Below are 15,480 nucleotides of genomic sequence, written 5' to 3'. Positions count from 1 at the left end.
TTTCATGCCGAAATCGATCGAGACCGTCGCCCTCGAACGTCGCATCGACGCGCTGTTCGCCCGCTATGCCTTGCCCGGGTCGCCGGGCGCCGTCGTCGGGGTCATGCGCGATGGCTCGGTCGAGATCTGCAAGGGTTACGGGCTCGCCAGCATCGAGCTCGGCGTGCCGATCACCCTGCAGACGCGCTTTCGTATCGCCTCCGTCAGCAAGCAGTTCACCGTCACCGCCGCGCTGATGCTGGCGGCGGAAGGCAAGCTCGAGCTCTCCGATCCGCCGCACAAGTACCTCCCGGAGCTGCCGCCGTTGCCGGTCACGATCGATCAGATGATGCGCAACACGAGCGGCCTGCCGGACTTCCTCGAACTCCTGCGGCTGGGCGGTCATGGGCTCGACAAGCCGGCGCGGCCGGACGACCTGTTCGCCGCCTGCAGGCGCAACCGCCATCTCAACTTCGCACCGGGCAGCCGCTTCCTCTACAGCAACACCAATTTCCTGCTGCTCGGCCGCATCATCGAGAAAATCACCAAGCGGAAGCTGGGCGAGGTGCTGGCCGAGCGCATCTTCCAGCCGCTCGGCATGACCAGCACGATGCTCGCGGCGGAGATCGACACGGTGATTCCCGGCCTCGCGACCGCCTATCTCGGCGATGCGGGCCAGGGCTTCCGGCGCGCCGGCCATGCCTATCCGCAGGGCGGTGAAGGCGGCCTCACCTCGACGGTCGAGGATCTGCTGATCTGGTCGCGGCACTTCGACGCGCCGGTGCTGGGCAAGAGCCTGCCGACGGCGCTCGCCGCCAGCCAGCCGCTCACCGGCGGCCACGCCAACGCCTACCGCCGCGGCGTCGCCGTGGGCGAGGTGCGCGGCCTCGAGACAGTGGGTCATGGCGGGCTGTGGCCCGGCTTCCGCACCGAGTTCCTGCGCGTGCCGGCCGCCGGCCTCACGGTCGTGGTGATCGCCAACCTCGGCAGCATCGATCCGTGGCGGCTCGCCCATACGATCGCGGCGGAAGCGCTCGCCGGCGACAGGCGCCTCGCATCCGCGCCGGCGCCGATCGAGGAGAAGGAGATCAAGCCGCTTGCCGGCACCTGGTTCAACGCGGAGGAGCCGTCACTGTTCGAGCTGGCCTGGCACAACGGCGAGCCGACGGTCACGCAGAACGGCCTGCCCTTCGCGCTGGGACGTCGCGCCGACGGCTGGCTCGGCGCCGAGCGCGGCTCGTTCGAGTTCATGCTGAAGCCCGGTCGCAACGGCACGCTGAGCGTCGATCTGGGTGCCGGCCGCATCCTGACCTTCCGCGAGCTCGGCCGACGCAAGGCGGTTCCGGCAGCCATCGCCGGAACCTATGCGTCGGCTGATACCGGCGCGACGTGGCGCATCGAACGGCAGGGCGGCGGATTTGTGGCGCATGTCAGCGGCCCCTTGATCGCGGGCGGGGCGCCCTGGCCGATCACCGGCATCGACGCCGACACCGTCGATATCGCCACGCCGGGCAACTGGCTCGCCATCACACAGCTCGCTCGCCTCGAGCGTGACCGCAGCGGCAGGATCGTCGCCCTCGTCGTCTCGACAGGCCGCATCAAGAGCATGCGGTTCGAGAGGGTCGGCTAATGTTCCCATCCAGCTGGTGTCATTCCGGGCGTAGCGAGGAATCTTTGGTCGATGCCGATCAACGATCCCTCGCTATGCTCGGGATGACGCGGACTTTGGACGACGGACAGCTCAGATCGTCCGTTCGACCAGCAGCTTCTTGATCTCGGCGATCGCCTTGGCCGGGTTGAGGCCCTTGGGGCAGGTCTTGGTGCAGTTCATGATCGTGTGGCAGCGATAGAGCCGGAACGGATCCTCCAGATTGTCGAGCCGCTCGCCCTTGGCCTCGTCGCGGCTGTCGGCCAGCCAGCGATAGGCCTGCAGCAGGATCGCAGGGCCGAGATAGCGGTCGCCGCTCCACCAGTAGCTGGGACACGCGGTCGTGCAGCAGAAGCAGAGGATGCACTCCCACAGTCCGTCGAGCCTGGCGCGTTCCTCCGGCGACTGCAGGCGCTCGCGCGTCGGTGGCGGGCTGCTGGACTTGAGCCAGGGCTCGATCGAAGCGAGCTGGGCATAGGGCACGTTGAGGTCGGGCACGAGATCCTTCACCACCGGCATGTGCGGCAGCGGATAAATCTTGATGTCGCCCTTCACGTCCGAAATGTACTTGGTGCAGGCGAGCGTGTTGGTGCCGTCGATGTTCATCGCGCAGGAGCCGCACACGCCCTCGCGGCAGGACCGCCGGAAGGTGAGCGAGCTGTCGATCTCGTTCTTGATCTTGATCAGCGCGTCCAGGACCATCGGACCGCAGGCATCCATGTCGACCTCGTAGGTGTCGATCCTGGGCTTCCGGCCGTCGTCCTGGGTCCAGCGATAGACCTTGAAGGTCTTGATGTTCCTGGTGCCCGCCGCCGCCTTGTAGGTTTCGCCCACGCCGATCTTCGAATTGGCGGGCAGTGCAAACTCAGCCATCGCTTCCCCTCGAAACAGCCGTCGCGATCAGTACACCCGCGCCTTGGGCGGGAAGGACTGAACGTCGTTGCTCATCGGCTGCAGCTTGACCGGCCGGTAGTCGATGCGGGTCTTGCCCGTCTCGGCATCGACCCAGACCGCCGTATGCTTCAGCCAGTTCTTGTCGTCGCGCTCGGGATAGTCCTCGCGGGCATGCGCGCCACGGCTTTCCTTGCGGTTGGCGGCCGAGCGGATCGTCGCCTGGGCCAGCAGGATAAGGTTCTCGAACTCCAGCGTCTCCATGAGATCGGAGTTCCAGATCAGCGAACGATCCTTGACCCGGACATCGGACTTCGCCGCGAACACCTTGTCGAGATTGGCGCAGCCTTCGTCGAGACTTTGCTGGGTACGGAAGACGGCACAATCGTTCTGCATGGTGCGCTGCATCTGCGTGCGCAGTTGCGCCGTCGGCGTGCCACCCGAGGTGTGGCGCAGCTTGTCAAGGCGCGCGATCGCCTCCTCGCCGGCGTGCGGCAACTGCTTGTGCGGCTGGCCGGGTGTCAGCATTTCGCCGACGCGATTGGCAGCGGAACGGCCGAAGACCACGAGCTCGAGCAGAGAATTGGAGCCCAACCGATTGGCGCCATGCACGCTGACCGACGCCGCCTCGCCCAGAGCCATCAGGCCCGGCACCGCGGTGTTCGGATCGCCGTCCTTCACCGTCATCACCTCGCAGTGATAGTTCGTCGGGATACCGCCCATGTTGTAGTGGCAGGTCGGCAGGATCGGGATCGGCTGACGGGTCACGTCGACGCCGGCGAAAATCCGCGCGGTCTCGGCGATGCCGGGCAGGCGCTCGTGGATCACCTTCGGATCGAGGTGCTCGACATGCAGCTCGATATAGTCCTTGTTGGGACCGCAGCCGCGGCCCTCGCGGATCTCGATGGTCATCGAGCGCGAGACCACGTCGCGCGAGGCCAGATCCTTGGCCGAGGGCGCATAGCGCTCCATGAAGCGCTCGCCGTTGCCGTTGGTGACGTACCCGCCCTCGCCGCGCACGCCCTCGGTGATCAGGCAGCCTGCGCCATAGATGCCGGTGGGGTGGAACTGGACGAACTCCATGTCCTGCGTCGGCAGGCCGGCGCGCAGCACCATGGCGCCGCCGTCGCCCGTGCAGGTATGCGCCGAGGTGGCGGTGAAATAAGCGCGGCCGTAACCGCCCGTCGCCAGCACCGTCTTGTGGGCGCGGAAGCGGTGGATGGTGCCGTCGTCGAGGTTCCAGGCCATCACGCCCCGGCACACGCCTTCGTCCATGATGAGATCGAGCGCGAAATACTCGACGAAGAACTCGGCGCGGTTGCGCAGCGACTGCTGGTAAAGCGTGTGCAGCATGGCGTGGCCGGTGCGATCGGCCGCCGCGCAGGTGCGTTGGGCGATGCCTTTGCCGTATTCGGTCGTCATGCCGCCGAACGGCCGCTGGTAGATCTTGCCCTCGGGCGTGCGGCTGAACGGCACGCCGAAATGCTCGAGCTCGATGATCGCCGGAATGCCGTCCCGGCACATGTATTCGATGGCGTCCTGGTCGCCGAGCCAATCGGAGCCCTTCACGGTGTCGTACATGTGCCAGCGCCAGTCGTCCGGCCCCATGTTGCCCAGCGCCGCCGAGATGCCGCCCTGCGCCGAAACGGTGTGGCTGCGAGTCGGGAAGACCTTGGTGATGCAGGCCGTCTTCAGACCCTTCGACGCCATGCCGAAGGTGGCGCGCAGGCCCGAGCCGCCCGCGCCCACGACCACCACGTCGTACTCGTGATCGATGACGATATAGGCGCGGCCGCCGATATTGACCGTGCCGGGGGTGGCATCGTTCTTGCTCTCGGCCATGTTCAGCCTCCCAATCCGATACGCAGGATGGCCACGATGGCGCCGAGGCCAAAGACGACTGCGATGAACTTCGCCAGCACGATCAGCGCGACCCGCCACGCGCCGTCGGTATAGTCCTCGAACACCACCTGCAGGCCGAGCTGGCCGTGGTGCAGGCCGATGCCGATGGTCAGGATCAGGAGCACCATGACGAGCGGTGAGCCGATCCAGGCGCGCACGATCGCGTAGTCGGCGCCGCTCAGCATGACGAGCGACACGGCGAACCATACGACCAGCGGAATGAGCGCGATGGCGGTGATCCGCTGCACCCACCAGTGGCCAACGCCGTCCTTGGCCGAGCCGAGGCCGCGGGCGCGGGCGAGGGGCGTTCTGCGATCGGCGTCCATCGAGGCCTCCCTCATACCAGCCGCAGGCCGACGATCCACGACAGGACCGTGGCGATCAGCGAGACGATGACGACGGTCCAGCCGCTGCGATAGGCGTCCTTGAGCTCGAAACCGTAGCCCGCGTCCCAGAAGAGGTGCCGGATGCCGTTGCAAAGGTGGTAGAAGGCGCTGAACAGCCAGCCGCCCAGCAGGATGCGCCCCACGATCGAGCCGTTGAAGCTCTGGAATGCCTCGTAGCCGCGCACGCTGCCGGCGGCATACATCACCCAGATCGCGAGATAGAGCGCGCCGACCGACAGCGCGATGCCCGTCCCGCGATGCAGGATGGACAGGACCGAGGTGAGCTGCGGGCGATAGACCTGCAGATGGGGGGAGAGCGGCCGGTTGGACGGCCCGTTGGCGACGCTCATCGCGTGGAAACCTCTGTTGCCCTGCTCAGTTGGGCAGGCGGCACGACTTTTTTAGCGCTCGCCGCCCCCAAGTCAACGAAAGTCAGCCACGCGCAGTCGATAAGCCCCGGATTCTCCAGCGAAATTCGCTTGTCGAGCGGCCTCAGGCGGAGTGTCGCGGCATCAGCAGCCAGTAATCGAGATCGAGCACCACGGCGGGATGGTACTTGCCGTCGGCGCCCTTGCCGGGCCAAGCGTCGCAGGGACAGTCCTTCGCCGCGATCGTACGAACGCGCAGCGCGCCGACGTCCGACCGGCCCGGCAACGGGGCGCATTCGAGCACCTCGGACCAGGCATAGATCGTGTCGCCGCCGAAAGTGGGCGCGGTGTGGCTGCCGGCGTTGATGGCGGCGACGCGAAAGCCATTGGCGAGGCCGTTGAACGACAGCGCTCGCGCCAGCGAGATCACGTGCCCGCCATAGGCAAGCCTTCGGCCGAAGCGCGTGCTCTTGCCGGCGAAGGCGTCGAAATGGACGCGCGCGGTGTTCTGGTAAAGCCGCGTCGACAGCATGTGGTCGGAATCCTCGAGGGTGATGCCGCTCACATGGTCTATGCGCTCGCCGACCTCGTAGTCTTCCCAACGGTGCGGCGAGCCGGCAGCCAGGTCGTCGTAGCCCTCGATCGCGAGGCCCGCCGGCACGGCGATATCGGCCGGCGCGACCGACGCAACGGTCTTCGGCACCACCGGCGCGCCGACGGCCGCCGCGGGATCGCGCTTGTGCACCATCACCCAGCGGACGTAGTCCAGCACCGTCTCGCCGCGCTGATTGATGCCGGTCGACCGCACCCACACCACGCCGCTCGCGCGATTGGAGTTCTCGCGCAACCCCAGCACCTTCGAGCTAACCGAGAGCGTATCGCCCGGATAGACCGGGACGCCCCAGCGGAAGTCGGCATAACCCAAATTGGCGACGGCATTCACCGAGATGTCGGGCACGGTCTTGCCGATCACGACATGGAACACCAGCATGTCGTCGAGTGGCGCGCGCGGCAGGCCGATCCGGCGGGCAAACTCGTCGGACGAATTGACGGCGAAGCGCGACCCGTAGAGCGCCACGTTCAGCGCCGCATCGGCCTCGGTCAGCGTGCGCGGCGTGGCGTGGCGGATCTCCTGTCCGACCCGAAAATCCTCGAAGAAGTTGCCCGCTTCGGTCTTGCTCTTGCTCATGCCGCCTGCAGTTCCTCGATGGCGGCGGCCAGCGCCAAAGCGCGCTCCGCCTGCTCGACGTGGAGATTCTCGATCATCCGGCCGTCGACCGTGACCACGCCCCGGCCCTCGGCCTGTGCCGCCTTGAAGGCTGCGACGATCTTGCCCGCCATCTCGAGCTCGGCCGTTGAGGGCGCGAAGATCTCGTTGCAGGGCTCGACCTGGCTCGGATGGATCAGCGTCTTGCCGTCGAAGCCCATCTCCAGCCCCTGCCGACAGACCTCGCGAAAGCCTTCGGCATCCCGGATGTCGTTGTAGACCCCGTCGAGGATGGTGAGGCCATGCGCGCGCGCGGCCAGCATGCCGAGCCCGAGCGCGGTCACCAGCGGCAGGCGCATGGACGTATGGCGTGCGCCCATGTCCTTGACCAGATCGTTGGTGCCCATGACGAAGAGCTGCAGCCGCTTGTGCGAGCCCGCGACCTCCTCGGCGCGCAGGATGCCGAGAGGCGTTTCCATCATCGCCCACACGGCCATCGTTTGCGGTGCGCCCGAGGCATCGAGCAGCGAGACGATGCTTGCGACATCGGCCGCGCTCTCGACTTTCGGCACCAGGATCGCGTCCGCGCCCGACCTGGCGATCGCCGCCACATCGGCCTTGCCCCAGGGCGTCGCGAGACCGTTGCAGCGGATGGCGATCTCGCGCCTGCCGTAGGTCCCGCTCTTCGCCGCGGCAACGACGTTACCGCGCGCCGCTTCCTTGGCGTCGGGCGCGACGGCATCCTCGAGGTCGAAGATCAGCGCATCGGCAGGCAGCGTGCGGGCTTTTTCCAGCGCGCGCGTGTTGGCGCCCGGCATATAGAGAACGCTGCGACGCGGACGAACGGTGCTCGGCATCTCAAGACCCCTCGAAGACGCGGCGGACTATAATGAGGGGCCTCCTTGTGGCAAGGTGACATCGGCCATGCGCTTCCTCTCGCTTCAGAGCCATGTCGCCTACGGCTACGTCGGCAATCGGGCAGCAACCTTCCCTCTGCAACGATTGGGCCACGAGGTCTGGGCGGTGAACACGGTCGAATTCTCCAACCACACGGGATATGGCGCCTGGCGTGGCCGCACGGCGCCGGCCGAACAGGTGGCCGATATCGTCGACGGGATCGAGGCGCTGGGGCTGCTGCCGGGGTGCGACGCCCTGCTCACCGGCTATGTCGGCGATGCGGCGCTGGGCGACGTGGTGCTCGATACGGCGCGCCGGGTGCGCGCCGCCAATCCCAGGGCCCTGTGGTGCTGCGACCCCGTGCTGGGCGACGTCGATACCGGCATCTACGTGAAGCCGGGCATCGATGTCTTCTTTCGCGAGCGGGCCCTTCCCGCCGCCGATCTGGTGACGCCCAATCATTTCGAGCTGGAGCATCTCACCGGCCGCACGGTCGGCACGATGGCCGAGGCGCTCGCTGCCGCGCGCAGCCTGCTCGGGGGTCCCCGGCTCGCCCTGATCACCAGCCTTCGCCGGTCGGATACCCCGAGCGATCAGATCGAGATGATTGCCGTGACGAGGGAAGTCGCCTGGCGAATCGCCACCCCGCTGATCGGCTTCGAGGTCATGCCCAACGGGACGGGCGACATGGTCGCCGCCCTCTTCACCGCCTTCTGGCTCGAGAGCGGTGACGTGCCCGATGCACTCGGGCGGGTCGCGTCCGCCGTCTATGCGGTGCTCGAGGCGACCAGCGAACGGGGCGAGCGCGAGCTTCAGCTTGTCGCGGCGCAGGACCGCCTCGTCGCGCCGCCGCGGCGATTCAAGGCCGAGAAGCTCTGAGCCGCATGCACGTGCCCGGCTTCATCTTCGACCCGGTCTCGCTTGCGATCGAGGGAGCCGTGATCGGCTTCGTCATCGCCTTGCCGGTCGGGCCGGCCGCCGCGCTCTGCATCCGTCGGGCGATCACCGTGGGCGCGGTGGCAGGCTACCTCACCGGCCTGGGCGCCGCGCTTGGCGATGCGATCTTCGGCGCCGTGGCAGCCTTCGGTCTTTCCTTCGTCGAGACCTTCGTGGCGCGGCACGAGGCGTGGCTGCGCGGCATCGGCGGCGTGATCCTCCTGGTGATGGGCGTGACGACGATGCGCCACAAGCCGCGCACCGTGGGCGATCCCGTGACCGACGATCTCGAGCACCGCATCGCCACCCACTTCCACTACACGAGCTCGAGCTTCTTCATCACCGTGTTCAATCCCCTCACCGTGATGGCCTTCGGCGCGGCCTTCGCCGGCCGCAATCTCGCGGGCGTCGGCTCCAGCCTGGCCGACGCGGCATTGCTGGTGGCGGGCGTGTTCTCCGGCGCGCTCGCCTGGTGGGCCATCCTGTGCTCCGTCGCATCGGCCCTTCGCACCCAGTTCAGCCGCTCGGGCATGCTGTGGCTGAACCGCGTGTCGGGCGGCATCATCCTCGCTTTCGGCGTGGTGGCGCTGGTGTCGCTCCTGCCGCTGCCCTGGCGCCGGATCGCCGAGGCGCTCGGTCTTTAGCGATCAGGCGAGCGTGCAGGCTTCCTCGAAGGCGAGTCGCGGATTGCGGTTGAACAGCTTGCCGGGGTCGCCGTAGCCGATATTGCACAGGAAGTTGCTCCTGAAGCGCCCATCGGCGAAGAACGCCGCATCCACCTTGGCGTTGTCGAAACCGCTCATGGGGCCAACATCGAGGCCGAGCGTGCGGGCGGCGATCATCAGATAGGCGCCTTGCAGCGAGCCGTTGCGGAAGGCGGTCGCCTCGGCGACCGTCCTGTTCTTCGGTCCGGCGAACCAGCTTACCGCCGTCTGATTGTGCGGAAAGAGCCTGGGCAGGTGCTCGTAGAAGCGCGTGTCGTAGGCGATGATCGCTGTCACCGGCGCGTTCATGGTCTTCTCGGTGTTGCCGCTGCTGAGCGCGGGCCGCAGCCTCTCCTTGCCCTCGCGCGTACGCACGAACACGATCCGCGCCGGCGAAGAGTTGGCCGAGGTCGGCCCCCACTTCATCAGCTCGTAGATCGCGCGAAGCTGGTCGTCGGACACCGGCTTGTTCTGCCAGCCATTGTGCACGCGCGCATTGCGGAAGAGCACGTCGAGCGAGCGATCGTCGAGCATTCGGGTCCCCAGGCATCCGGCGGGAAAGATGATGCGGACCGTAGTAATGAAGCTCGCGCCGCCGGTCGAGCCGGCTGGTCGCAAGCAGGTTACCGGCCGGAGGTCGCCGGCGGCATCTGCAGCTTCAGCAGCTCGACCTCGTTGCGGACGACGGCGAACACGGAATCCCAGTCGCCCACCTTCGGCTGGCGGAACAGCCGCGCCGTCGGATACCAGGGCGCGCGGGTGCCGCCGAGCTGCCAGCGCCAGTCGGGGTAGGCGGGCAACAGCACCCAGGTCTTGAGCCCCATCGCCGCGCCGAGATGCGCGATCGGCGCGTCGATCGTGATCAGCAGATCGAGCTGCGACAGGGCGCTCGCGGCCTCGGCGAAATCGAAGATGCCGCGGCCGACATCGTGGACGAGTCCGGCTGCGGCGAACTGCTGGATATCCTTCTGGCCGGCGCCGCCCTGCAGGCTGAAGATCAGCAGCTCGGGATCGCCGGTGAAGGCCAGGAACTGGGCGAACGGCGCGGAGCGCAGCCGGTCCTGCGCCTGGCGGCCGTTGGCCGCCCAGTAGATGCCGATGCGGAGGCGCGCCTTGTCCAGCCGACCGAGCTTGATCAGCCGGTCCGACGGCGCCGAGAGATAGGGCGACGGCATCGCCTCGAAATCGGGGCTGCAGAGATACGGCAGCGAGACCATGGAGGCATGGACATCGAACGGCGGCAGGCTTTCGCCTTCGGCGACGACCTCGTCGATATAGTCGGCGCCGGCCAGCAGCTCCTTGAGCGGGAGCTGGCACAGCACCAGCACCTTGGCTCCGCGACGCTTCAGCTCGCGCGCGAACCGCACGAACAGCAGCACATCGCTCAGCCCCTGCTCGGGATGGAGCAGGATGCGCTTTCCCTCGATCGGGCCGCCGTCCCAGGCCGGCTGTGCAAAGTCGGGCGTCGGCGTCTCGGGCAGCCGTTTGCGCGCCTCGTAGATGGCAAAGCCGTCGCGCAGATCGCCGCGCATCAGCAGGGCGATCGCGAGCTCGGTGCGCGCACGCTTGCTGTCGGGATTGAGCGCGAGCGCGCGCGTGAAGCAGCCGATCGCCTCGTCGATGCGGCCGAGGTCGCGCAGGCAAAGCGCCAGGTTGAAAAAGCCGTCGGCGTAGTCGCGGTTGAGCGCGATCGACCGGAAGTGGTGCTTCACCGCCTCCTCGGGCCGGTTCACGGCCCGCAGGGCGTTGCCGAGATTGGTGTGCAGCGCCGGGTTCTGCGGATCCTCGGCCAGCGACAGGCGATGATGCGACACCGCCGCCTCGAGCTTCCCCGCCTTGCGCAGGGCCACGCCGAGGCTGTTGTGCAGCTCGGCGTGATAGGGCCGCTGTGCCAGCAAGCGGAAGTACGAGGCGATCGCCTCGTCGAGCCGGCCGGCGCGCAACGCCTGACCCGCCAGGCGCAGTTGCTGCATGAAGGTGTCGACCTTCCGGCCAAACAACAACGTGGGCGTTGCCGAGGCCCGGGATTGGTGCCTCAACGGATGGATGGTCGACAGATCGCTCACAGGCACTTGCTCGGACGGACGCTTGTAGGCTCCGATCCTATCTCAAGCACCAATGTTAAGCATCTGATATTTAAGGCGAAATCTGAAAGGCTTCCTATAGTGAGCAGGTTGCTTCGCCAACACTAGATGTAGCCCTTGATCAACTCCTCGGCGATCTGGACGGCATTGAGCGCCGCACCTTTGCGCAGATTGTCGCTCACGCACCAGAACGCGAGCCCGTTGTCGACGGTCGGATCGACCCGCACGCGGCTGACGAACACGGCATCCTGGCCGGTGACTTCCTTGGGTGTGACATAGCCGCCGGGCTCGCGACGGTCGACCACCAGCACGCCGGGCGCGCCGGCAAGGATGCGCCGCGCCTCGACCTCGTCGAGCGGCTCCTCGAGCTCGACATTCATCGCCTCGGCATGACCGATGAAGGTCGGCACGCGCACGCAGGTGGCGTGAACCCTGATCCTGGGATCGAGGATCTTCTTGGTCTCGACCACCATCTTCCACTCCTCCTTGGTCGCGCCGTCCTCCATGAAGACGTCGATCTGGGGAATGACATTGAAGGCGATGTTCTTGGCGAACTTCTTGGGTTCGAGATCCTGGTTGACGAAAAAGCTCCTGGTCTGGTTCAGCAGCTCGTCCATCGCCTCCTTGCCGGCGCCCGACGTGGATTGATAGGTCGCGACCACGACGCGCCGGATCTTCGCCGCATCGTGGATCGGCTTCAGCGCCGTCACCATCTGGATGGTGGAGCAGTTCGGATTGGCGATGATGCCGCGCCGCTTGTAGCCGGCGATCGCCGCGCGATTGACCTCGGGCACGACCAGGGGCACGTCCGGGTCCATCCGCCAGTACGAGGTGTTGTCGATCACGACCGCGCCCGCCTTGGCGGCGCGCGGGCTGTGCTCCGCCGACACCTTGGCGCCGGGCGAGCTGAGGGCAATGTCGATGCCCTTGAAGTCGAAGCGGGCGAGGTCGTGGACCTTCAGCACCGTGCTTTCGCCGAACGAGACCTGACGCCCGGCGGAGCGGCTGGAAGCCAGCGCCACGACATCGTCGGCCGGGAAATTCCGCTCGGCCAGGATCTGCAGCATTTCGCGACCGACATTGCCGGTCGCGCCGACGACGGCGACTCTGAAGCCCATGGCACGATGCGCGGCGCGCGCGCATTCCTCTGGCTGGAAGAAGAGCAGGAGATAGGCGCAGCGGAACGCGTTGGCAACCGACGCTTGACCGTCGGACGCGCCGCGTCGAGGCTCGCCGCGCGACTCAAAGGAATTCGAAGGATCGACAATGGCCGAGTCTTCCCTGCCGCTGGCAGGTCTGCGTGTATTGGATATCAGCTCCTTCATCGCCGCTCCGGCGGCGGCCGTCGTTCTCGGCGACTGGGGCGCCGACGTGATCAAGATCGAAAGCCCCGACGGCGATCCCAATCGCACGATCATGAACGATTCGAGCAACTATCCGAAGGCCGGAGTGAACTATCCGTGGCAGATGGGCTCGCGCAACAAGCGCTCCCTGGTCCTCGATCTCAAGAAGCCCGGGGCGCGCGCTGCGCTCGATCGGCTGATCGCGACGTCCGATGTCCTGATCTGCAACTTCCCGCCGCTGGTGCGCGAGAAGCTCGGCCTCACCTACGAGGCGGTGAAGGCTGCCAATCCGCGGCTGATCTACGCCTCGCTCACCGGCTACGGCGAGACCGGGCCCGACCGTGACCGGCCGGGCTTCGATGCGACGGCCTATTTCGCCCGTTCGGGGCTCCTCGACGCGCAGCGCTATGAAGGCGGCCCGCCCGGCGTTCCCAGCCCGGCCCAGGGCGACCGCGCGACGGCCATGACGCTGGTGTCGTCGATCCTGATGGCCCTGATCCACCGCACGAAGACGGGCGAGGGGTCCTGGGTCGGCACCTCGCTGCTGGGCAACGGCCTGTGGTCCTGCGGTGTGATCGCCCAGGCGGCGCTGGTCGGGGCTTTCCTGCCGCCGCGCCCGCCGCCGGAGCGGCCGCGCTCGGCATTGACCAACATCTATCGCACGTCCGACGACCGCTGGCTGCAACTCACGATCGTTCGCGAGGACAAGCTCTGGGCTCCGCTCTGCACCGCTCTCGGCCATCCCGAGCTCGTGAACGACCCGCGTTTTGCCACCCAGGCGGAGCGGCGCAGGAACTCGGCGGCGCTGGCGGCGATCATGCACGAGGCCTTCGCCTCGCGCGATTATGCCTATTGGCTGAAGACGCTCGGTGCGCAGGAGGTCACCTTCGGCGTCATCAGCCGGCCGCAGGACGTGCCCGACGATCCCCAGGCCGTCGCGTGCGGCGCCATCGTCGAAACGGCGATTGCCGAGATGCCGCGCACGCTCAGCAATCCCATCCGCCTCTCCTTCGCCGAGCAGCGCGTGGCGCAGGCCGCGCCTGACCTCGGCCAGCACAGCGAGGAGATTCTGCGCGCGGCAGGCCTTTCGGCCGACGAGATCGCCTCGCTGCGTGCAGACGGTGCGGTGCGGTGAACGAGCGGCGCCGCGCTGTTCACTCCGCCGCGAGCGAGCGATCGACGAACATCTTCCGGTCGAACTCGTCGGCGACGCGGCCGTCGTTGGCGAGCTGCTCGCCGACATCGACCTTGGCATAGTCCATCACGCCCATCTCGGCGAAGGCCTTCTGCACGCGCGTGCCCCAAAGGCCGATATCCTTCACGGTCGGCACGACGCGGCTGAACAGACGGCCGCGGAAGGAGTTCATCTGCTTGGAGTTGTAGTGGATGTCGTCCAGCATCTTGGCCGGCAGGCCGAGCCGCTCCCAAACTTCGGCCTGGTTGAAGCGATCGCGCATGAAGATCAGGGCCTCGACCACGAATTCCTCGCGCTCGTCGCGCTCGGCATCGGAGAGCTCCGGATAGTATTCGCGCAGCGCCAACCGGCCGAACGAGACGTGGCGCGCCTCGTCCTGCATCACGTAGGCATTGACCGCGCCGGCCAGCGTATTGCCGGACTTGTCGCGGATCGACTGGAAGGCGGCCAGCGCCAGACCCTCGATCAGCACCTGCATGCCGAGATAGGTCATGTCCCAGCGCCGGTCTGTCAGCGTCTGCTCCAGCAGGGTCTTGAGCGCCTTGTTGATCGGATAGGCGAGCTGGAACTTCTCGTGCAACAGCCGCTTGTAGGCCTCGACATGGCGCGCCTCGTCCATCACCTGCGTCGCCGCATAGAACTTGGCGTTCATGTCCGGCACGGTCGCGACGATCTTGGATGTCGCGATCAGCGCCCCCTGTTCGCCGTGCATGAACTGGCTGATCGAATTGGCTTGCAGGTGGCGGCGCAGCCAGGACTTCTCCTTGTCCGTCATGCGGCGCCAGTAATCCGTGTCGTAGATCGAGATCGCCTCGTCCTTCAGCGCCATCGGATTGTCGGGATCGAGCTCGAGCGACCAGTCGAGCCGGGTGCTGGCATCCCACTGCTGCTTCTTGCCCTTGTCGTAGAGCTCGAGCAGCGCGGCGGAGCCGTCGTCGTACTCCCAGTTGAAGCGGATCTCGGTCGCGCCGTCGAACTTCCAGTCGGTGACCTCGACCGGCAGCGAATAGATGCGCTGAGTGCCCTTCTTGCTGTCGCTGACGCCCACGACGCGCCTCCTCGGCCAATTCCGTTGGCAAAAGGATGACGGGCCCGTCACGCTGTGGCAAGGGCCGGCCAAAAGACCTCGGGTCAGGGTTGCAGGCGATAGCCGCCGCGATCGGTCACCAGGATGGCGGCATTGGCCGGATCCTTCTCGATCTTCTGTCGCAGCCGGTAGATGTGCGTCTCGAGCGTGTGCGTGGTCACGCCCGCGTTGTAGCCCCACACCTCGTTCAGGAGCACGTCGCGCGCCACCGGCCGGTCGCCGGCGCGGAACAGGAACTTCAGGATCGACGCTTCCTTGTCGGTCAGCCGGATCTTCCGCTTGCCGCCCTTCTCCAGCAGCATCTTGCCGGCGGGATGAAACTCATACGGGCCGATCGTCATGACGGCGTCCTCGCTGCGCTCGTGCTGGCGTAGATGGGCGCGCAGGCGCGCCAGCAGGACGTTGATGCGGAACGGCTTGGTCACGTAGTCGTTGGCGCCCGATTCGAGGCCGAGGATCGTATCGGCGTCGGAGTCGGCCGCGGTCAGCATGATGACGGGAGCGCGCACGCCCTGCCGGCGCATCAGCTTGCAGAGCTCACGGCCATCCATGTCGGGCAGGCCGATGTCGAGCAGGACGGCGTCGTAGTGCGCGAGCTTGGCCTTCTCGAGGCCTTCGGCCGCGGTGCCGACCTGGATCGTGGTGAAGCCGTCGTAGAGATCGAGCTGCTCGGCCAGCACCGAGCGCAAGGCCTGATCGTCGTCGACCAGCAGGATCTTCTTGCCGCGGTTGTTGGCCGAGATGGTGCTGCCCTGATCCATGCCGCCCCTCTATATACCGCGCCATCGCCCTGCAAAAGCGTCCGAATCTCGAAAAACAACGCCCCACCCGGATGCGGGGCGGGCTATAGTAG

Annotated in this window: 15 protein-coding genes; 4 read left to right on the top strand and 11 right to left on the bottom strand. The window is 66.9% G+C overall.

The annotated features are described in order from the left end of the window. Positions 1-4 precede the first annotated feature (4 nt). Entirely contained in the window at positions 5-1,609 is a 1,605-nt protein-coding gene (locus OJF58_RS11290; protein WP_300784332.1) for a serine hydrolase domain-containing protein, read from the top strand. 111 nt (positions 1,610-1,720) lie between these two features. On the opposite strand, the gene OJF58_RS11285 is transcribed toward OJF58_RS11290, so the two are convergent. The 6 genes from OJF58_RS11285 to OJF58_RS11260 all read right to left on the bottom strand — a co-directional run bounded on the left by OJF58_RS11285 (position 1,721) and on the right by OJF58_RS11260 (position 7,238). Beyond that, a complete protein-coding gene (locus OJF58_RS11285; RefSeq protein ID WP_300784331.1) occupies positions 1,721-2,500 on the bottom strand; it encodes a succinate dehydrogenase iron-sulfur subunit in 780 nt (259 codons plus the stop codon). Positions 2,501-2,527: 27 nt separating this feature from the next. Then, a complete protein-coding gene (sdhA, locus tag OJF58_RS11280; protein ID WP_300784330.1) occupies positions 2,528-4,360 on the bottom strand; it encodes a succinate dehydrogenase flavoprotein subunit in 1,833 nt (610 codons plus the stop codon). A 2-nt stretch (positions 4,361-4,362) separates the two neighbouring features. Then, on the bottom strand, positions 4,363-4,746 hold the full coding sequence (gene sdhD, locus OJF58_RS11275; protein WP_300784329.1) for a succinate dehydrogenase, hydrophobic membrane anchor protein: 384 nt from the start codon (positions 4,744-4,746) through the stop codon (positions 4,363-4,365). A gap of 11 nt (positions 4,747-4,757) precedes the next feature. Further along, positions 4,758-5,156 carry a succinate dehydrogenase, cytochrome b556 subunit gene (gene sdhC, locus OJF58_RS11270; RefSeq protein ID WP_300784328.1) on the bottom strand — a complete coding sequence of 133 codons (399 nt, stop codon included), beginning with the start codon at positions 5,154-5,156 and terminating at the stop codon, positions 4,758-4,760. Between the two features lie 142 nt (positions 5,157-5,298). Beyond that, positions 5,299-6,363: a MaoC family dehydratase gene (locus tag OJF58_RS11265; protein ID WP_300784327.1), complete on the bottom strand. Its 1,065-nt coding sequence runs from the start codon at positions 6,361-6,363 to the stop codon at positions 5,299-5,301. Beyond that, entirely contained in the window at positions 6,360-7,238 is an 879-nt protein-coding gene (locus OJF58_RS11260) for a CoA ester lyase (protein WP_300784326.1), read from the bottom strand. Before OJF58_RS11260 ends, OJF58_RS11265 begins: the two co-directional genes overlap by 4 nt. A gap of 67 nt (positions 7,239-7,305) precedes the next feature. Between OJF58_RS11260 and pdxY the strand changes: the two genes are divergently transcribed. Together pdxY and OJF58_RS11250 are read left to right on the top strand one after the other, a co-directional pair. Further along, positions 7,306-8,157: a pyridoxal kinase PdxY gene (pdxY, locus tag OJF58_RS11255; RefSeq protein WP_300784325.1), complete on the top strand. Its 852-nt coding sequence runs from the start codon at positions 7,306-7,308 to the stop codon at positions 8,155-8,157. A gap of 5 nt (positions 8,158-8,162) precedes the next feature. After that, entirely contained in the window at positions 8,163-8,858 is a 696-nt protein-coding gene (locus OJF58_RS11250) for a LysE family transporter (RefSeq protein ID WP_300784323.1), read from the top strand. Positions 8,859-8,861: 3 nt separating this feature from the next. Here OJF58_RS11250 and OJF58_RS11245 read toward each other — a convergent pair whose 3' ends face one another. The 3 genes from OJF58_RS11245 to OJF58_RS11235 all read right to left on the bottom strand — a co-directional run bounded on the left by OJF58_RS11245 (position 8,862) and on the right by OJF58_RS11235 (position 12,120). After that, positions 8,862-9,452, bottom strand: coding sequence for a malonic semialdehyde reductase (locus tag OJF58_RS11245; RefSeq protein WP_300784322.1), 591 nt, complete (start codon positions 9,450-9,452; stop codon positions 8,862-8,864). An 89-nt stretch (positions 9,453-9,541) separates the two neighbouring features. Beyond that, positions 9,542-10,891 (bottom strand): tetratricopeptide repeat protein, encoded by a 1,350-nt coding sequence (locus tag OJF58_RS11240; RefSeq protein ID WP_300784321.1) that lies wholly within the window; start codon positions 10,889-10,891, stop codon positions 9,542-9,544. A gap of 215 nt (positions 10,892-11,106) precedes the next feature. After that, complete coding sequence (locus OJF58_RS11235) at positions 11,107-12,120, bottom strand: aspartate-semialdehyde dehydrogenase (RefSeq protein WP_300784319.1); 1,014 nt, start codon at positions 12,118-12,120, stop codon at positions 11,107-11,109. A gap of 148 nt (positions 12,121-12,268) precedes the next feature. On the opposite strand from OJF58_RS11235, the gene OJF58_RS11230 reads away from it, so the two are divergent. Continuing rightward, positions 12,269-13,480 carry a CoA transferase gene (locus OJF58_RS11230; RefSeq protein ID WP_300784318.1) on the top strand — a complete coding sequence of 404 codons (1,212 nt, stop codon included), beginning with the start codon at positions 12,269-12,271 and terminating at the stop codon, positions 13,478-13,480. Positions 13,481-13,499: 19 nt separating this feature from the next. Here OJF58_RS11230 and OJF58_RS11225 read toward each other — a convergent pair whose 3' ends face one another. Together OJF58_RS11225 and OJF58_RS11220 are read right to left on the bottom strand one after the other, a co-directional pair. Next, a complete protein-coding gene (locus tag OJF58_RS11225) occupies positions 13,500-14,588 on the bottom strand; it encodes a ferritin-like domain-containing protein (protein WP_300784317.1) in 1,089 nt (362 codons plus the stop codon). An 83-nt stretch (positions 14,589-14,671) separates the two neighbouring features. Then, positions 14,672-15,388 carry a response regulator transcription factor gene (locus tag OJF58_RS11220; RefSeq protein WP_300784316.1) on the bottom strand — a complete coding sequence of 239 codons (717 nt, stop codon included), beginning with the start codon at positions 15,386-15,388 and terminating at the stop codon, positions 14,672-14,674. Positions 15,389-15,480: the final 92 nt, after the last annotated feature.

This window comes from Enhydrobacter sp. (assembly GCF_030246845.1).
Lineage (GTDB): Bacteria > Pseudomonadota > Alphaproteobacteria > Reyranellales > Reyranellaceae > Reyranella.
The sequence above is the reverse complement of the archived record's forward strand: the minus strand, read 5'-3'. Positions and strand labels throughout refer to the sequence as shown.

Bases quoted from the DNA above. Each gene is read 5' to 3' on its own strand.
- OJF58_RS11290 (WP_300784332.1), top strand. From the start codon at position 5: ATGCCGAAATCGATCGAGACCGTCGCCCTCGAACGTCGCATCGACGCG.
- OJF58_RS11285 (WP_300784331.1), bottom strand. From the start codon at position 2,500: ATGGCTGAGTTTGCACTGCCCGCCAATTCGAAGATCGGCGTGGGCGAA.
- sdhA (WP_300784330.1), bottom strand. From the start codon at position 4,360: ATGGCCGAGAGCAAGAACGATGCCACCCCCGGCACGGTCAATATCGGC.
- sdhD (WP_300784329.1), bottom strand. From the start codon at position 4,746: ATGGACGCCGATCGCAGAACGCCCCTCGCCCGCGCCCGCGGCCTCGGC.
- sdhC (WP_300784328.1), bottom strand. From the start codon at position 5,156: ATGAGCGTCGCCAACGGGCCGTCCAACCGGCCGCTCTCCCCCCATCTG.
- OJF58_RS11265 (WP_300784327.1), bottom strand. From the start codon at position 6,363: ATGAGCAAGAGCAAGACCGAAGCGGGCAACTTCTTCGAGGATTTTCGG.
- OJF58_RS11260 (WP_300784326.1), bottom strand. From the start codon at position 7,238: ATGCCGAGCACCGTTCGTCCGCGTCGCAGCGTTCTCTATATGCCGGGC.
- pdxY (WP_300784325.1), top strand. From the start codon at position 7,306: ATGCGCTTCCTCTCGCTTCAGAGCCATGTCGCCTACGGCTACGTCGGC.
- OJF58_RS11250 (WP_300784323.1), top strand. From the start codon at position 8,163: ATGCACGTGCCCGGCTTCATCTTCGACCCGGTCTCGCTTGCGATCGAG.
- OJF58_RS11245 (WP_300784322.1), bottom strand. From the start codon at position 9,452: ATGCTCGACGATCGCTCGCTCGACGTGCTCTTCCGCAATGCGCGCGTG.
- OJF58_RS11240 (WP_300784321.1), bottom strand. From the start codon at position 10,891: ATGCAGCAACTGCGCCTGGCGGGTCAGGCGTTGCGCGCCGGCCGGCTC.
- OJF58_RS11235 (WP_300784319.1), bottom strand. From the start codon at position 12,120: ATGGGCTTCAGAGTCGCCGTCGTCGGCGCGACCGGCAATGTCGGTCGC.
- OJF58_RS11230 (WP_300784318.1), top strand. From the start codon at position 12,269: ATGGCCGAGTCTTCCCTGCCGCTGGCAGGTCTGCGTGTATTGGATATC.
- OJF58_RS11220 (WP_300784316.1), bottom strand. From the start codon at position 15,388: ATGGATCAGGGCAGCACCATCTCGGCCAACAACCGCGGCAAGAAGATC.